11 protein-coding genes are annotated in these 16428 nt (G+C 58.8%); 6 read left to right on the top strand and 5 right to left on the bottom strand.

Annotated features, from left to right (window positions below; genetic code table 11):
* Positions 1-48: 48 nt before the first annotated feature.
* Complete coding sequence (locus NA78x_RS23910; RefSeq protein WP_425614901.1) at positions 49-1128, bottom strand: DUF1573 domain-containing protein; 1080 nt, start codon at positions 1126-1128, stop codon at positions 49-51.
* Positions 1129-1571: 443 nt separating this feature from the next.
* Here NA78x_RS23910 and NA78x_RS23905 point away from each other — a divergent pair, with 443 nt between their 5' ends.
* Genes NA78x_RS23905 through NA78x_RS23895 form a run of 3 tightly spaced genes read left to right on the top strand, consistent with a single transcriptional unit; the run spans position 1572 to position 6163 of the window.
* Complete coding sequence (locus tag NA78x_RS23905; protein WP_425614900.1) at positions 1572-3860, top strand: thioredoxin-like domain-containing protein; 2289 nt, start codon at positions 1572-1574, stop codon at positions 3858-3860.
* 36 nt (positions 3861-3896) lie between these two features.
* The gene (locus tag NA78x_RS23900) at positions 3897-4859 is read left to right on the top strand and encodes an AAA family ATPase (protein ID WP_425619474.1); all 963 of its coding nucleotides are present in this window, start codon (positions 3897-3899) and stop codon (positions 4857-4859) included.
* Positions 4856-6163, top strand: coding sequence for a DUF58 domain-containing protein (locus NA78x_RS23895; RefSeq protein WP_425614899.1), 1308 nt, complete (start codon positions 4856-4858; stop codon positions 6161-6163). The genes NA78x_RS23900 and NA78x_RS23895 overlap by 4 nt, the downstream gene beginning before the upstream one ends.
* A 1-nt stretch (position 6164) precedes the next feature.
* Here NA78x_RS23895 and NA78x_RS23890 read toward each other — a convergent pair whose 3' ends face one another.
* A complete protein-coding gene (locus tag NA78x_RS23890; RefSeq protein WP_425614898.1) occupies positions 6165-6572 on the bottom strand; it encodes a type II toxin-antitoxin system VapC family toxin in 408 nt (135 codons plus the stop codon).
* Between the two features lie 400 nt (positions 6573-6972).
* On the opposite strand from NA78x_RS23890, the gene NA78x_RS23885 reads away from it, so the two are divergent.
* The 3 genes from NA78x_RS23885 (at position 6973) to NA78x_RS23875 (ending at position 12207) form a co-directional block, all read left to right on the top strand.
* A complete protein-coding gene (locus tag NA78x_RS23885; protein ID WP_425614897.1) occupies positions 6973-8958 on the top strand; it encodes a DUF4129 domain-containing protein in 1986 nt (661 codons plus the stop codon).
* Positions 8959-9098: 140 nt separating this feature from the next.
* The gene (locus NA78x_RS23880; RefSeq protein ID WP_425614896.1) at positions 9099-10262 is read left to right on the top strand and encodes a DegT/DnrJ/EryC1/StrS family aminotransferase; all 1164 of its coding nucleotides are present in this window, start codon (positions 9099-9101) and stop codon (positions 10260-10262) included.
* A 79-nt stretch (positions 10263-10341) separates the two neighbouring features.
* Positions 10342-12207 carry a DUF4332 domain-containing protein gene (locus tag NA78x_RS23875; RefSeq protein WP_425614895.1) on the top strand — a complete coding sequence of 622 codons (1866 nt, stop codon included), beginning with the start codon at positions 10342-10344 and terminating at the stop codon, positions 12205-12207.
* A 17-nt stretch (positions 12208-12224) separates the two neighbouring features.
* On the opposite strand, the gene ybeY is transcribed toward NA78x_RS23875, so the two are convergent.
* From ybeY to NA78x_RS23860, 3 genes are all read right to left on the bottom strand, one after another.
* Positions 12225-12689 (bottom strand): rRNA maturation RNase YbeY, encoded by a 465-nt coding sequence (gene ybeY / locus NA78x_RS23870; RefSeq protein WP_425614894.1) that lies wholly within the window; start codon positions 12687-12689, stop codon positions 12225-12227.
* Positions 12689-14956 carry an HD family phosphohydrolase gene (locus NA78x_RS23865; RefSeq protein ID WP_425614893.1) on the bottom strand — a complete coding sequence of 756 codons (2268 nt, stop codon included), beginning with the start codon at positions 14954-14956 and terminating at the stop codon, positions 12689-12691. The genes ybeY and NA78x_RS23865 overlap by 1 nt, the downstream gene beginning before the upstream one ends.
* Positions 14957-15086: 130 nt before the next feature.
* Positions 15087-16058 carry a PhoH family protein gene (locus tag NA78x_RS23860; protein WP_425614892.1) on the bottom strand — a complete coding sequence of 324 codons (972 nt, stop codon included), beginning with the start codon at positions 16056-16058 and terminating at the stop codon, positions 15087-15089.
* Positions 16059-16428: the final 370 nt, after the last annotated feature.

The raw sequence follows: 16428 nt of genomic DNA, 5'->3' as shown, positions 1-16428 counted from the left end.
GGACAGGAGGCACGCGTTGCTTCCTGTCTCAGAACTTTTAGCTCAGAACTACTTCTGAATCGTGGTTGGCCGGAGGGCGCTGTCGTTGGTGGGTTGCTTCGGGTCGCGGATGCTACCGCGAGCGAGGCAGGTGGTTTTGCCACCGACCATGAGATCGGTTTCGATCTCGATGGTCTGCTGAATCTCACCCGTCATGGCATCAGCGGTGAAGGTTACCGGAACCAGATGGACCGCACGAGCCTGGTCATTGGTCTTGAACTGGAAGGCTTCGCCGTCGCACTTGACGGAGAGGATCTTGAACGGTTGGCGGGCACGGACGACGAGTTGCTTCGTCACGCTTTGGCCAGGTGCCAACACACCCAGAAAGAGTGCACTGGGGCTGACGGTCAGCGGAGGAACCACTTTGCCTTCCACCGTCAGCGGAACGGTCGGCAGGTTGCGGTCGTCGGTGACGAGCGTGAGTGTGTCGCTGATGTAGCCGGCTGGTGCCTCACCCTTGAGCTTGACGCTCATCTGGTAGGTCGTGCGACCACCGCCACGAACGGCGTCGCTGAGTTCGACTTCCAAGTGCTCGTTCACACTGCGAACGTCGGTGATGTTCCAGTTGTTACGACCGTAGAAAGTGACGGCCACCTTTTGCTGCACGGTGGTGCCTTGGTCGACGTCGCCAAAGGCGATCGAGCCGGGCTGGAAGTCGACATCGCTGTGAATGTAGCCCGTGACTTGCAGCTGGACTTCGGCGTGGAAGGGCTTGTCGATGACGACGGTGAGCGTCGAGTTGCGCTGGCCGGTGAACGACTTTGTATTGAAGGCCGCGACGACGGCGCCCTTCTCCCAGGTCTTGAGCGTGGTCTTGCTGACGGTGGGAGTCGTGCATCCGCAGCTGCTGCGGACCTCGGCAATGTGGACGTCTTCTTCGTAGGTGTTTTGGATCTCGAAAGCGAATTCGGTCTTGGCCCCGCGGGCAACGTGGCCAAAGTCATGGGTGGTGACTTTGAACATCTTCTGCGCCCAGTCCTTCGCGCTGACTTCGCCCGATAGGAGCGAGCCAGTCAAAAGGAATGCGCAGATCACTTTGCCGGCAAGGGTACCGGAAAACGACTTGGTCGACGCCTGGATGCGAATCATGTATCTCCCTCCGCTGCTCGCTGACTGATCGCCTGAACTGGCGCGCCAGTGCACAGTGGTCCCCCCCTCTGGCCAGGCTCAAAGCTGTCCCCTTTAGAGCCTGGGTGACCATCCATCAGCGTATCGCGCTGCCGATGGTCAAGACAAACAAATTCGACCCGCTCACACTCCGCTCCAGGCTGTCCTTGCGGTGCCAGGAATGGGCGCGCTAAGCGAACCGCATGGATACTTATTCGGTCACCGCATGGTTCGGCTGCAAGACTTTTTCCGGCTAGGTACAAGCGAGGTAAGCCGCGTAAAGTTTGCGGCGAGATTCTTTTTTCAGGGGCCAGCTAGCACGTCCGCTGGCGAGCGGCGCGAAGCAGGTTCACTTCGAACGCGCCGTGGGGTACGATGATAGCGGTCATTCGGGACCGCTTCGAATCTGTTGGGAAGGATGCGATATGAATGGTTTGGCAACCCGTAACGGGGCGATGGTACAGGCGGTCTTGGTGCTGGCAGCAATCAGCGCCGTTGGATGCGTCCCCGCAGCGTCCAAGCCCAAGTATGCCGCCGCCAACGAACCGGCTGCCAAAGAGGTTGCCCCCGAAGCGGCTGACGCGAAGGTAGATGACACTGCTCTCGCGCCGCCTGAGACAAAGCCCGAGGAGACGACAGTCCCTCCGATGCCTGAAACGCAGGTTGCCTTAAAAGCGCCCGGCGACGAAGGAAAGGCAGTCGAAGGAAAAATCCCGAACCCTTTCCGTCGCAAGCTGGAAACTCCTGACTTTCCCAAGGGTATGGAGTGGATCAACACGAAACCGCTCGCCAAGAAGGACCTGAAGGGTAAGTTCGTCCTTCTCGACTTCTGGACCTACTGCTGCATCAACTGCATCCACATCTTGCCGGAACTCAAAAAGCTCGAGAAGCAGTTCCCGAACGAACTGGTGGTCATTGGCGTTCACTCGGCCAAGTTCGATACGGAGAAGGACAAGGAAAACATCCTCGCCGCCGTGCTGCGATACGAGATCGAGCACCCGGTGGTGAACGACGCCGATCACACCATTTGGGACACCTTTGGCATCAACAGCTGGCCGACGGCGCTGCTGATCGATCCCGAAGGAAACGCCGTTTGGGGCGACACTGGCGAGTTCAAGGCCGAGCAAGTGGCCGAGGTGCTGAAGAAGGCCATTCCCTATTACAAGCAGGAAAAGCTGCTCGACGATGCCAAGCCCTTCCCGCTGGATCTCGAGGCAGGCAGGCAACTGGCAACACCACTGCGATTTCCCGGCAAGATCCTGGCCGATGAAGCCGGCGGCCGGCTCTTCATTTCTGATAGCAACCACAACCGGATTGTGATTACCGATCTCGAAGGCAAGCTGCTCGAGATCATCGGCAGTGGAGCGATTGGTAAGGACGATGGCTCGTTTGCGCAGGCCTCGTTCGATCATCTTCAGGGCTGTGCGCTGCTGGGCGACACGCTCTATATCGCCGACACCGAGAATCACACGCTGCGCAAGGCCGACCTGAAGGGGAAGACAGTCACCACCATCGCCGGCATCGGTTCGCAAGCCAAGAATCCTTGGCCCGGCCTGGACGAAGCTCGATTGACCGGCGCCCTTCCCGAGCGTTGGGTGGGCAAGCCGAAATCGACCGCCCTCAACAGCCCGTGGGATCTGTGGATTCACAACAAGAACCTGTACATCGCGATGGCTGGTCCGCATCAGATTTGGGTGATGCCGCTCGATGAATCCGAAATTGGCCCCTACGCCGGTAACGGCCGCGAAGATATCGTCGATGGTCCACTGATTCCCATGTCTCCCTACGAACCCGGCTACAGTTCGTTTGCCCAGCCTAGCGGTCTCGCCAGTGACGGCACCTGGCTCTTCGTGGCCGATAGCGAAGGGAGCTCGATTCGAGCAGTACCTTTTGACCGCACCAAGAATGTTCGCACCGTCGTCGGTTCCAACTTGCTGCAAGGTGGCCGTTTGTTCGCCTTTGGCGATATCGATGGCCCGCGCGAGAAGGCCAAGTTGCAGCATGCCCTGGGCGTGACCTATCTCGATGGCAAGCTGTATGTCACCGATACCTATAACAACAAGGTGAAAGTGGTTGATGCAAAAACAGGCGAAACCACCACCCTCGCCGGCAGCAGCGAACCCGGAAAAACCGACGAACCGGCTGCCTTCGACGAACCGGCCGGCATCGCGCACGTGAAGGGAAAGCTCTACGTTGCCGACACCAACAACCACCTAATCCGCACCATCGATCTCGCCACCAAGAAGGTCGGTACGCTTACCATTGCTGGACTGAGTGCCAGCAAAGAAGCCAAGGCTCCGGAAAAGAAGCCCAGCTTTAAGGGAGCACATCCGGAAGCCGTGCCGCTCGCGACGCTTAAGCCCGCAGATGGTGCGGTGAAGGTCAACGTCGAATTAAAGCTTCCTACCGGTTGGAAGACCAACCCGCTGGCTCCCATGTCGTACTGGGTCGATTCGACCAAGAGCGAAGGACCGGTCAAACGCGACTCGTTTGGCAAACAGAAGCTGGCCGAGCCAGCCTCGAAATTTGAGGTAACTTTGCCTGTTACCGGTGCCGGCGAAGATGAAATCAGCATCTCGCTGAATTACTATTACTGTCAGGATGCAGACGAAGGCGTTTGCAAGGTCGGTGCGGTGGTCTTCACCGTACCGCTCAAGATCGCCGACGATGCCAAGGAAAGCAGCGTTACTGTCTCGCACGTCATCCCCGAGTAGTATCTTTCAGCTTGCCCTCATTCTTCTACAGTCTGCATTCCTGTGACTGACGTTAACGGCGCTGCCAAACGAATCATCGCCAACGTCGAAAAGGCGATTGTCGGCAAGCGTCAGTCATTGGTCCTCTCGCTGTGCGCTTGGCTCTGCGAGGGGCACATTCTGCTGGAAGATGTGCCGGGCGTTGCCAAAACGATGCTCGCCCGGGCGCTCGCTCGGAGCGTGGGTTGTACGTTCAAACGAATTCAATGCACGCCTGACCTGCTTCCCGGCGATGTCACCGGCGCGTCTATCTTCAATCCTAAGACGACTGATTTTGAGTTTCGCCGGGGACCACTCTTCGCCCAGGTGGTGCTCGCTGACGAAATCAACCGCACCACGCCGCGCACGCAATCCGCCCTGCTGGAAGCGATGGCTGAGAGCCGCGTGACCGTTGATGGCACCACGCACAAGTTGGGCCCGCCGTTCTTGGTGATTGCCACGCAGAACCCCGTCGATCACGAAGGAACCTTCTCGCTGCCCGAAGCTCAGCTCGACCGCTTTCTGATGCGGTTCAGCCTGGGTTATCCGACGATGGAAGAAGAACTGAAGATGCTCGAGATGCTGCAGCACTCGCATCCGATTGATCAAATCGAGCCCGTCGTCTCTGCCGAGGAACTGGTCGCTTGCCAGCAGGCCGTGCGAAATGTTTATGTCGACGACAAGGTCCGTCGCTACCTGATGCAGATCGTGCACGACACTCGGTCGCACGAAGACGTCGCCCTCGGTGGCAGCCCGCGAGCCTCGATCGCCCTATTTCGCTGCTCGCAAGCGATGGCTGCCCTGCGCGGCCGGGCATATGTGTTGCCGGACGATGTCAAACGCGTGGCTGCCCCAGTCCTGACGCACCGCATCATCGTGAAGCCCGAGAGCCGGCTGCGAAAAGTCACGGCGACCGTTCTGGTCGAAGACATCGTTGCCGAGATTGCTGTGCCCGTGCTCGCCGAGGGCAACCCAGCATGATTTGGCCAGCCGCCATCGTGCTGATTCTGATTCTGGCCATCGTCTTTCGGCTCGGGCTGCTGGTCTATGCGATGTACACGCTCATCGGCGTGTTGCTCGTCAGTCGTTACCTGACGCATCGCTGGGCGAACGCACTCTCGGCAACGCGAGAATGCAATCGCTACACAGTGGAAGAAGGTGACGAGGTCGCCGTGATTGTCACCATCGAGAACACCGGCAACTTGCCGATTCCCTGGGTAATGGTCGAGGACCTGCTACCGCGCGAAGCGCTGCTGTATTCGCCACCCAGACTCGGCGTCAGCGGCAGCCGAGTGCAGCTGACGCATCTTTGGCCGCGCAGTCACAAAAACCTGCGTTATCAGCTGAAGTGCAATCGCCGCGGCTACTATCAGCTTGGTCCGCTAGTGCTGGAGACCGGCGATCTCTTCGGTTTGCATCGCAGGTTTCGTGTGCTTACGGAGCCTCACTTCCTGCTGGTGATGCCCAAAATTGTCCCGCTCACCGGATATGCCATTTCGTCGAAACGACCGATCGGCGAAGTGCGAATGACGTATCGCCTGTACGAAGACCCCACACGCATCAGCGGAGTGCGCGCGTATCAGGAAGGTGATTCACTCAATCGGATTCATTGGCGCGCGACGGCTCGCACGGGCACGTTGCACAGCAAGGTGTATGAGCCTTCCACCGTCGCTGGAGTCACTTTGCTCGTCGACTTTCACCAGGAATCGCATCCCGCCAAACACGAACCCCGGCGGAGCGAATTGGCCATCACCGCTGCTGCTTCCATTGCTCATGCGGTGAGCCTGATGGGACAGCAGATTGGTCTCGTGACGAACGGACGCGACGCCGTCGATCGCATCCGCACTGAAGGTTGGGCCAGCGATTGGCGCACTCGCGATGCGGCGAAGGTCGCAGCCAGCGTGCGGGAAACTAGCGATCGCTTACGGCCCGTCATCATCGATACTCGCCGCGGCGGCGATCAACTGCAGCAGATTCTCGAAGTGCTGGCACGACTCGAACTCACCGACGGCCTCTCCTTGCCTCAACTGATTCTGGAAGCTGCTTCACGCCTGCCTCGCGATGCCACAGTGATTGCCCTTTTGCCCCGCGTGACTCACGAGATTGCCATCTCGCTCGGCATGCTCCGCCGGCGCGGGCTCGCCGTCGTCGCCCTGATCAATGTCTTCGAGATCACCGAATATGCCGATGCTGCCGGCCCGTTGATGGCCGAAGGCATTGAGACTCGGCATCTCCCCGACGAATCCGCCGTCGCCGAAATCTGCGCGCAGTACTGGCTGCGATAGTTTATTGCCACGATTCGACTGTAAGACCAGCAACGCGAGTAAACTCGGCCGTATTATTGGTGACCAATGTCATCCGATTAGCCAATGCAATCGCAGCAATCAGCAAATCATTCGGCCCGATTAAATTCCCCTGCGAGGCCAGTTGTGCGAGAATCCTGCCGTACTCTTCCGCAGCCCGATCATCAAAGGGCAAAGAAGCGAACCGCTGGCGAAGCACCTCGACCAGGGCGAGATTTGCAGCCTGATGTGAGGTGGCTGAATGCCTCACCCCATAGAGCAATTCTGCAAGAACGATCGAGCACAAATAGATACTGCCTGGATTTGCTACCAAGAGGCGTGTGGTCACCTTTGATCCTGGGCCCCGTCGCAAATGATCGATAAAGGAATTCGTATCGAGCAGGTAGCTCACCCTAACGGCTCCCGTTGCTCGTAATGGCCTTGCACAGGCCTTTCGAAATCGCCGAGCCACTTACCCGCGGTTCCTAGAATGTCAGCCCGCCATTGTTCGGAGTCGACAGTTGCCGGCGATACAGACTCTACGGTGACTTTTACATCCTGATTTGCGTTGGCTAACCCGACGGGTAAATCCAGGTGTAGCACACCATCGCTGCTAACTCTGGAATTGATCGAAATTGGATCCATAAACCAGCTACCTTACGAGCGCGACGCTGGAAGTCGAATCGACTCCGGCATGATCATGCCACTATCTTACTATGAGCGAGGAATTCCTTGTCAATGGTTTTTGACAAACGTCCCTTCGCCTCCACGCCTTTCTTCGTCCCCGAGGCTAGCCAAGCTACAATCCAGGCATGCCGCGTCGTACTCCAGAAACGATTGTCGATTGGCTGGTCGTGGGGATCGCTCCCTTCCTGATCATGCTGCTCGTTGGCAGCCTGGTGTTCTATCTGGTCGAGGTCTTCTACCTGGGCGATTACCAGGCCCGCCTGTTGTTCGTGCTTGCCATGTTTGTAATGGCCATCGTGTGCGTCGCTCGCATTTCGATGGAGGAGGGAGCGGGCTACGCATCCCTGTACGGCATTCCGCTGGCCATTTGTGTGGCGGTTGCGTTAGGCACGTTTGTCGAGGTACGCGGTCCACTTGCGGTGCTTGGGCCCACTCTCAATTGGTTTCTCATGGGTATCACCTGGTGGGCAGCGCACAAGTTGACCTGGGACTGCACGCTCATCGAAGGGGGCCGCGACTTTACCGGTGAAGGGTTGATGCAAACGACAGGGCTCGATCGGTTCCTGTCGCTCAAAGTATCCCAACCAGATTCGCCGCAACCCGAGCCATCCAAGCCGCCCGAACCAGCAGGCATGACGAACGCAGCTAATCCCAATGCCGCGCTGCCCGTTTGGCAGTGGTGGCTGGCGCGTGACGATAGGCCACATGCGCCGGGTGTGTGGGTCGTGTACTTCTCGCTGGCAGCCTTGCCGCTATTCGGCTTCGGCCAGTGGTATGTGCCCGCAGACAATCTCGAACTGCGACGTCGTACGTTCTGGTTGCTCGTCGTTTACGTTGCCGCTGGACTAGCGCTATTGCTCTCGACCAGTTTCCTTAGCCTGCGTCGTTATCTGCGCAGTCGCAACCTGGAAATGCCCAACGAAATGGCCGCCGTCTGGCTCAGCACCGGCGGCGTGATGGTCGTGGCGTTACTCATCATCGCTTCGCTCTTGCCAAGGCCAATTCCGGAGTATTCCATCACCCACTTAGCCCCTGAGATCAAATCTCCCGACCTCACCTCATCACGTTGGGGCTGGGGCAACGAAGGCGCGAAAGCAAAACCAGACGCGGCTCAAACGGCCAACAAGGGTGAGCCAGCAAAAGATGCCAAGCAGTCATCGCCCGATGGTAAGGGATCGCCGCAGTCGGGCAGTGATGGCAAACCTGGGTCCGGTTCCCAAGGTGATTCAAAGCAAAGTGGTGGAAAGTCGCCTTCGCAGCAGCAGGGAAAATCCGGCTCGTCTCCAGATCAGCAATCGCAGCGGCCAAACTCGGCTGGCAACCAGCCGAGCAAGAGTGGGGAGCAGCAGCAAGGTGAGAACTCGCAAGCTCAAAACCAACGCGATCAATCGCCGCCGAATAAATCCGGCGAGCAAAACAGCCAGCAATCAGAAAATTCCAATCAACCGAAGCAGCAACCCAGCGGCGAAAACAAGTCACCACCTCCAAGTAACGAAGCCGAGCAACAGCCTGCGGAACAGCCTGCGGAACAGACGAACCAGCAGCAGCCAGGTAAACCACCGCCACCAACTTCGCAATCAATCTCGCAAGCAATCGGTCAGTTCTTCGCGTACCTGGCACATGCTCTGAAGTGGCTGTTCTACCTGCTGGTCATTCTCGCGGTCGCCTACTTTGGTTGGAAACATCGCGAACAATTGCACGCCGCCTGGCAGCAACTTTTGAAGGAGCTTCGCGAGCTATGGGCCCGCTGGTTTGGTCAACAGACGGTGGTCACCGATGCCGTAGCTCCCCCGGTTGCAGCCCCACCCGCCAAGCGGTTTGTTGAATTTCCCGATCCCTTTACCTCGGGACTGGCAGCTCGCTGGTCGCTAGCAGAGCTGGTGCGCTACACATTCGCTGCGCTGGAAGCTCGCGGCCGCGACCGCTCGTGTCCGCGAGCCGTTGGTCAAACGCCCCTCGAATATGCCAGTATCGTGGGTCAGGCAGAGCCCGCACTGGCGGGCGAATTCCGCTCGTTGGCCGATCTTTACGGCCAATTGGCGTTTGCGCGAGGGCTCCATTCGCCGCAAGCTACCTCTCAGCTACAACAACTTTGGCAGCGCTGGAAATAAGACAAGTGGCCGGCTGATCTTGACCCGTTTTCGCCCCGCGCGTAGGCTGCACCCGCCTTCGGTACCCGAAATTTCAGCTGAAGGTGCCGCGCGAGGATGCGCTGGCGAATGGCCCCTGACCGCGTGCAAGGATGCACTGAATGAACGCTCCGCTTGGCAAGTCCGGTAACGTACCTCTCCTCGATGTAAACCGCGGCAACGCTCCGCTGCGAGAAGAATTCGTCGCGGCCCTCACCCGCGTCGTCGATTCCGGCCGCTTTCTCTTCGGCCCCGAGGTCAACCAACTCGAGCGATCGATCGCCGAACGCTGCGAAGTCGAACACGCCATTGGTTGTGCTTCCGGCAGCGATGCTCTGCTGCTCGCGATGATGGCTCTCGACATCACCGATTACGATGAGGTGATCGTCCCCAGCTTTACGTTTTTTGCCACCGCCAGTGCCGTGACTCGCGTGGGCGCCACGCCGGTGTTCGTCGACATCGCCCCAGCTACGTTTAACCTTGATCCTGCCTGCTTGGAACGAGCCATCACGTCGCGTACCAAGGCCATCATTGCCGTTCACTTGTTCGGCCAATGCGCCGATATGACCGCGATTCAGGCGATTGCCAAAGCCCACAACATTCCCGTCATCGAAGATGCCGCCCAGGCCATCGATGCCAAGCACGGAGGCAAGCCGGCCTGCTCGATGGGCACGATTGGCTGCCTCAGCTTCTATCCCACGAAGAATCTCGGCGGAATGGGAGATGGCGGCATGCTCACGACGAACGACGACGCGTTGGCCGAGCGCCTGCGTCTGTTTGCCGCGCACGGCATGAACCCGCGCTATCATCACCGCGTCATCGGCATCAACAGCCGTCTTGATACGCTCCAGGCTGCGGTGCTGAATGTGAAGCTCAATCATTTGGCCACCTGGGGTGAACAACGCACAGCCAATGCCATGCGCTATCACGAAGGGCTCACTTCGTCGGGGCTGCATCATTCGCTGGGCATGCCGATCGCACTGCCAGGCAACGATCACGTGTGGAATCAATACACGGTGCGAGTGCCAAACGGTCAACGCAACATGGTCAAGCAACGGCTGAACGAATGGGGCGTGGGAAGCGAAGTTTACTACCCCATTCCGCTCCACTTGCAGGAATGCTTCCGCTCGCTCGGTTATCGCCCTGGCAGCTTGCCGGAAACGGAACGAGCCGCCGCTGAAGTGCTAAGCTTGCCAATCTTCCCCGAGTTGACCGCTGCCGAGCAACAAATCGTCATCGGCCGCCTGGAAGAATTGCTGCTACCTCGCCGCGCGATGGCTGCGTAGTTCGTGCCATTGTTCGCATGGTTTTGGCCCGACTCGCTAGCGAAGGGCGCTTCGGGCTATTAGATAACAGAGATTCCGCGTGTCGCTGCTGTTCAAAGTCGTCTTTGCGTCTGCAGCTCGCAGCACGCATCACAAGCTGGCGCTCGACGCGCTTCGGCATCTGCGCGGACACGACGCCCAAGCCTGGATGGATGTCTTCCTGCGTTACAACCGCGCCTACCTCGAAGGCGCGAAAGCTCCCGACACTCAGTTCAAAGACTTCAAAAACCACGTTCTGCACGTGCAGGACAACTACTGGGGCGGGGCCGTGGCCGCTTCGCAAAAGTGGTACGTCGCGGCTCACAAGGCGTTTCAAAGTCGCGACTGGGAAGAAGGTGCTTACTCGGTCGGCGTGCTCAGCCACTACTTCTCCGATGCCTTGATGCCGCTGCACACGGGGCAGACTGAAGACGAAGGGCCCGTACACCGCGCGGTCGAGTGGAGCATCTGCAAGTCGTATGGCGAGTTGCAGAACATTCTCGACGAAGATCAAGGCGGCTATCCTCGCTGGGAATGCCCGGCTGGCGACGATTGGTTGGCCGAGATGGTTCGCCGCGCCGCGGAAATCTCTAACCCGCACTACGATACCGTCATCGATCACTACAACCTGGCTCTCGGCACGCGAGATCCGCTGCTGGGCATGGATCAAGCACTCAAGGATTGTATCGCCAAGTGTCTGGGCTATGCCGTGGTGGGCCTGGCCCGCATTCTTGAACGGCTCATCGACGAAACGAACTCCGTGCCGCCGTTTGTCGACGTCACGCTGCAAGGGCTTGTGGCCGCCGCGAAGATGCCGTTTCGCATGCTCGCCAAGCACATCGAAGATGTACGCGAGCGAGAGACCTTGCGACTCGTCTACGAAGAATTCGAACGGACCGGCAAGGTCATCGACAATCTGTCGGCCGACGATGTCGAAGTCCGCAAACTGCACGCTGCTGAAGTGCTGCAGACTTCACTCACCAAACTCGATGCCCAGCCCATTCGCAAACCGGGCGAGCGTCATGGCCAAGGTGCGGTCCAGCGAGATCGCAGTTTTAAGAGCGTCACGGCTCCTGTCATCGACAATCGCAAGCGGGCGAACTTTCCGCGAGTGGCGCAGACGCAAGAGTTGCCCCTGCAATCGACTGCCGCGAAAATGCCGGTCGCTGAAATCAACTCCAAACCGATTGAGATTCCTCGCGAGAAACCACTGACCGCCAAAGAGATCCTCAGTCCTTGGAAAACGCCGACCGAGATCGCGGAGTTGGTTTCCCCCGCAACCGTCTCAGTTCCTGTGTCAGAGACGAAGGCCAAAGTCGAACCGCCCAAGCAGGAGCCACCGAGAACTCAGCCGGTGAAAGTAGAAGCGACCAAGCCCGCACCTGTAAAAACCGAACCAGCGAAAGTAGTGCCTAAGCCAGAACCAGCCAAACCAGAGCCAGCCAAGGCCAAGGCGAAGCAAGCCACCGAGCCTGCGGTCGAGACCAAGCTCAAGTATTATCTCGATCGGAGTAAGCCAATTCAGGATGCTCCCTCCATTGGCACCAAGACCGCTGAACGCATGCGCAAGGCCGGCGTCAATACGGTCGGCGAGTTACTGGCTTCCCATCCCGAAAAACTTGCCGCCAAACTGGACGCCGCTCACATCATTCCCGATGTGATCCGCCAATGGCAGGCCGAGGCCACGCTCGTTTGCCGCGTCGCCGGACTACGCGGCCACGATGCCCAGATTCTCGTAGCCTGCGGCATCGATCAGCCTGCAGAGTTGGCTGATTGCGAAGTCGAAGACCTGCTTGATCTGATTCAACCTTTCGTCGAGAGCCCCGACGGCCAGCGCGTTCTCCGCAGCAGCGAGCCGCCCGATGAAGCCGAAGTAACCGAGTGGATCGCCGCCGCCAAGCAGGCGCGTTCGCTCAAGGCCGCCTAGTCGGACACGCAGTGGCGCTACTCGGAGTAGTTCGGCGTGAGCCCGAACTTTGCAAGGTAGAGCTTCTCTTGCTCGCGCATCTCTGCTTTCAGGTCCGGTTCCAGATCGTCGTAGCCGACCAGGTGCAACGTGCCGTGAATGGTGTAGAGGAGCAGTTCGTCGTCGGTGGTCCAGCCGAAGGTGACCGCTTCGCGTGAGGCGTAATCGGCGCTGACGATCAGCTGGCCATCGAGCCGGCCTTCGTCTTCTTCTAGCACAAAGCTGAGCACATCGGTCGGGTAGTCGTGCTGCAGGTATTGGCGATTCAGTTCGTGCATCGCTTCGTCGGTAACAATTGCGATGCTCACCTCGCCTTGCGAATAACCGGCATCGGCGAAGATCAGTCTGACGGCGGCGATCAGCCGGTCGTAGTTGACCTGGTGGGCATCCTGCTCGTCGGCAATGTCGATGCGGAGCTTGTTGGACTTGCTGGAATGGCCCATCAAACGGTCTGATGCTCGGGATACTTCACGCGACCGTGATAGACAGCCGTGAGCGATTTCACCAGGCTGTCTTCCAGAATGCGCAGCTCTTGCAACGTGAGGCCGCATTCGTCGAACTGGCCATCGAGCAGCCGCTTGAGTGCGAGATCGTGCACGAGGCTTTCGATGCGGGCCGGTGTGGGGTCGCTCAGAGCGCGACTGGCGCTTTCGACCACATCGGCCAGCATCAACACGGCGGTTTCTTTGGTCTGCGGCTTGGGCCCGGGATAGCGAAAGGTCGATTCATCGGGCTCGGCAGCTGTCGGATCCGCCTCCAAACGCTTGGCTTCGCGGCGGTAAAAGTATTCGACAAGCGTGGTGCCGTGATGTTGTTCGATGAAGTCGATGATGGTGCGCGGCAGGTGATGTTGGCGAGCAAGATCGGCACCGTCCTTCACGTGCGCGATGATCACCAGCGTGCTCATGGCGGGCTGCAGAAACTCGTGGCGGTTTCCTTCGGTGCCTTGATTCTCGACAAAGTAGGCCGGCTTGAGCATCTTGCCGATGTCGTGAAAGTAAGCACCGACGCGGACGAGCAAGCCGTTGCAGCCAATGGCCTCGGCAGCCGTTTCAGCAATTGAAGCGACGTTGATCGAATGGTTGTAAGTGCCCGGAGCGCGGCGAACCAGTTGCTGCAGCAGCGGATGTTGCACGTCGCCAAGTTCCAGCAGACTGATATCGGTCTGCACATCGAACAGACGTTCGATGAAGGGCAACAAGCCGGTCATGAGCACGCTGGCGAGCAGCGCACAGGTGCCAAACCAAAAAGCGCCGATGGCGAGCGTGACCATAAACGAATTGGTCCAGGGTGTTGGCAGCCAATCTTCGACTACGTTCAGCGCGCTATCGGTGGCACCGAAAGCTTGCCCTACGAGAGTTCCAACGCCAAACGTCGTGGCGACTACCACCACACCCGAGACTGCACCCACGTAGATGAGCTTGGTCCGGCTGCGAATGCGGCGCAGAAAGAGAATCGCGGCCGCTACCGACGAAACCAGAATCACAAACTCGCCCAGCCCTTGATCGAGAGCGAACGAGACAATCAGTGAGACCGAAGCCGCGAGCAGCAGCGCCAGTTCTTTTTCGTAGGCGATGGCGGCAGTCATGCCGAACAGCATCAGTGGAATGATCTCGGCCCGCCATTGATCTTTCGAGAAGCTCCAGCAGAGAATCACCGTCACCACGACCGAGCCGAGCAATACCGAGAACTTGTTCAGGTCTTCGACCAGCTTGCGGCGGCGATTCAAAATGTAGAAGCCGCAGAGTGTGTAGAGCGCGAAGTACATACCAAACGTCGCCAGGCTGCGGCCGATCTTCTCGGGCCAGCCCATTCGCTTGCGCCATTCGTCGTACTCTTTCCTCAGCAATTGCACTTGGTTGTTGTCGAGCGGCCCATGCGCTTTGGCGAGATTAGTTTCGTTGGCCTTGTACTCGCGAACGACGATCGGCACCGCATCGGCGGCGGCTTTCTTCTCGGCTTCGGAGGCCTCACGATCGAGCGTGAGCGTGCGGGCATTCTGCAGCCGTTGATCGAGCCAGGCGTAAGTCAAATCTGCAACGGTCAAACTGCCTTCGCTCATGCCACCGAAGGCCTTTAGCTCTTCGATCAACCGTTGCTGCAGTTGCGGCTTGATGCGACTGATCAATACTTCTTCGACGGCGGCCCGGTGAGGTGCCTGCTTGGTGCCGACCTGGCGAACCTTGATTGTCTGCTGGCTGCCTTCGGTGCTGGTGTGTTGCAGCACGTCGATGACGCCGCTGCGTTCGAGGGGTGCAAAGGCTTTTTTAATGGCCTCATCAAATCGACCGGAGTCCATCCCCGCCATGAAGAAGGCCTTCAGAGCATCGAATTTCTTCTTCTCCGTCTCCGGAGTCTTTCCTTCACCGGCTGGCGAGAATTCTTCCCACAGCTTGGGCATGACCTTGTCGTACGATTCGACGCTCGATAGCTGCGAAACCTTGTTCTTCAGCTCTTGTCGCAACTCTTCGAGCGGCCGCGGGTCTTGCTCGTAGACAAACTCGGCCTGAGCGCGAGCTTGATCTTGCCGCTTGCCGGTTTCGACCAGGTCGTTCTCGGAAAAGTTAACGCGGGCGATGATATCGCGAGTGGGAATGTAGCCCGTGCGATAGGCAAACGCCGGAGCCCAGCTGCGCGTCACACCCCACATCACCAAAGCGGCCACGACCAGCAAGCCGATGCGAATCAGCACGTCGGTGCGCTTGAGCACCGTCCAGCCGCGCGCAACCATACCCGGGGGTAGCGTTGCTACCCGGCTGTTGCGAAGTCGGCGTGAAAGGCTGTGAGTCACTGGTGGAGGGGCTGGGAACTAGGAGTTGGGGAATTCGAAGCAATAAAGGCTATTTGGATTTCTTGGAAGTGGACGGGTTCGAGCGGGGCTCGTCTTCATAGGCGCGGACAATCTCTTGCACGAGCTTGTGCCGCACAATGTCCCCCTTGCCAAGATGTACGGTATTGATGCCCTGAATGTCTTTCAAGCGTTGCAGCGCGTCGGTAAGACCGCTGGCACTGGCGCGGGGCAAGTCGACCTGCGTGACGTCGCCGGAAATGACAATTTTCGAGCCATTGCCCATGCGTGTCAAAAACATCTTCATCTGCGACACGGTCGTGTTTTGAGCTTCGTCCAGAATGATGAACGCCTCGTTGAGAGTGCGGCCGCGCATGTAAGCGAGCGGCACGACCTCAATGACATCCTGCTCCATGTACCGCTTCATCTGGTCGTAGTCGATCATCTCGGCCAGCGCGTCGAGCAGCGGGCGCAGGTACGGGTTGATCTTGGCGAGCATATCGCCCGGCAAGTAGCCGAGGCTTTCACCCGCTTCGACCGCAGGTCGCACCAGGACGATCTTGCGAATCAGATGCTGCTTGAGCGCTTCGACGGCCACAGCCACGGCGAGGTACGTCTTACCGGTACCCGCGGGGCCCACGGCAAACGTGATATCGTGGGCGCGGATCGAATCGATGTAACGAGCCTGACCAGCGGTCTTGGGGACGATGCGGCGCGCGACGTTGATCACGTCGATGGGTTGCTGACCGACAACGCCCAGCGCCTTGCCACCCGCGGCACTTAAGATTCCGCCGACGGTCTCGGGGTCGAGCTCGCCTTTTTGCTCGAGCGCTTTGGTCAACTGGTCGAAGACCGAAGTGGCTTTGTTGACCGCAGGCTCTTCGCCCTGAATGCGCAGCTGGCCATCGCGATGGCTGATGGTTACGCCGAGGGTTTCTCGCAAAGCTCGCAGATATTGATCGCGGGGACCAAAGAGGGCCAAGGCCCGGTTCGGGTCGGTGAGCGTGATTATCTGTTCGATCATGGAGCAGAGCAGCTGACGAAGCAGCTGCACCGATTGGCCAAGAAGGACGAGACCGGACGGAGCCGGCTCGCTACATGACGCCGCGAAGTACGGAAGAGCGGGCGTAATACAAATGTCTGAATCGTGGCAGTCCTAAGGAACCTTCACCAGCGATCTGGCAACTCGCACATCGCAAATTGACATCGTGGCCAAGGAAAGGGAATCGTGCAGCCCGCCCCAAAAGCGTCGGCGCTGATCGTTGCAGTTCGATCTGCTGCCTGCTGTAAGTATAAACGGTAATCGGCAACAGCAACCAGGGATTGTGGCCCGCAGCCCGCAAGTCTTTGCCCTGCAAATGCTTGCAGCCAGCAAGAAAGTCTCGCCCACGCGA

The sequence above is a fragment of the Anatilimnocola aquadivae genome (genome assembly GCF_049819085.1).
Lineage (GTDB): Bacteria > Planctomycetota > Planctomycetia > Pirellulales > Pirellulaceae > Anatilimnocola.
Note: the sequence above shows the minus strand (reverse complement) of the source record. Positions and strands in the feature narration are given on the sequence as shown.

What these genes read in the sequence shown, in the direction of transcription:
- NA78x_RS23905 (WP_425614900.1), top strand. Translation starts at nt 1,572, where the DNA reads ATGAATGGTTTGGCAACCCGTAACGGGGCGATGGTACAGGCGGTCTTG.
- NA78x_RS23860 (WP_425614892.1), bottom strand. Translation starts at nt 16,058, where the DNA reads ATGATCGAACAGATAATCACGCTCACCGACCCGAACCGGGCCTTGGCC.
- ybeY (WP_425614894.1), bottom strand. Translation starts at nt 12,689, where the DNA reads ATGGGCCATTCCAGCAAGTCCAACAAGCTCCGCATCGACATTGCCGAC.
- NA78x_RS23910 (WP_425614901.1), bottom strand. Translation starts at nt 1,128, where the DNA reads ATGATTCGCATCCAGGCGTCGACCAAGTCGTTTTCCGGTACCCTTGCC.
- NA78x_RS23880 (WP_425614896.1), top strand. Translation starts at nt 9,099, where the DNA reads ATGAACGCTCCGCTTGGCAAGTCCGGTAACGTACCTCTCCTCGATGTA.
- NA78x_RS23885 (WP_425614897.1), top strand. Translation starts at nt 6,973, where the DNA reads ATGCCGCGTCGTACTCCAGAAACGATTGTCGATTGGCTGGTCGTGGGG.
- NA78x_RS23895 (WP_425614899.1), top strand. Translation starts at nt 4,856, where the DNA reads ATGATTTGGCCAGCCGCCATCGTGCTGATTCTGATTCTGGCCATCGTC.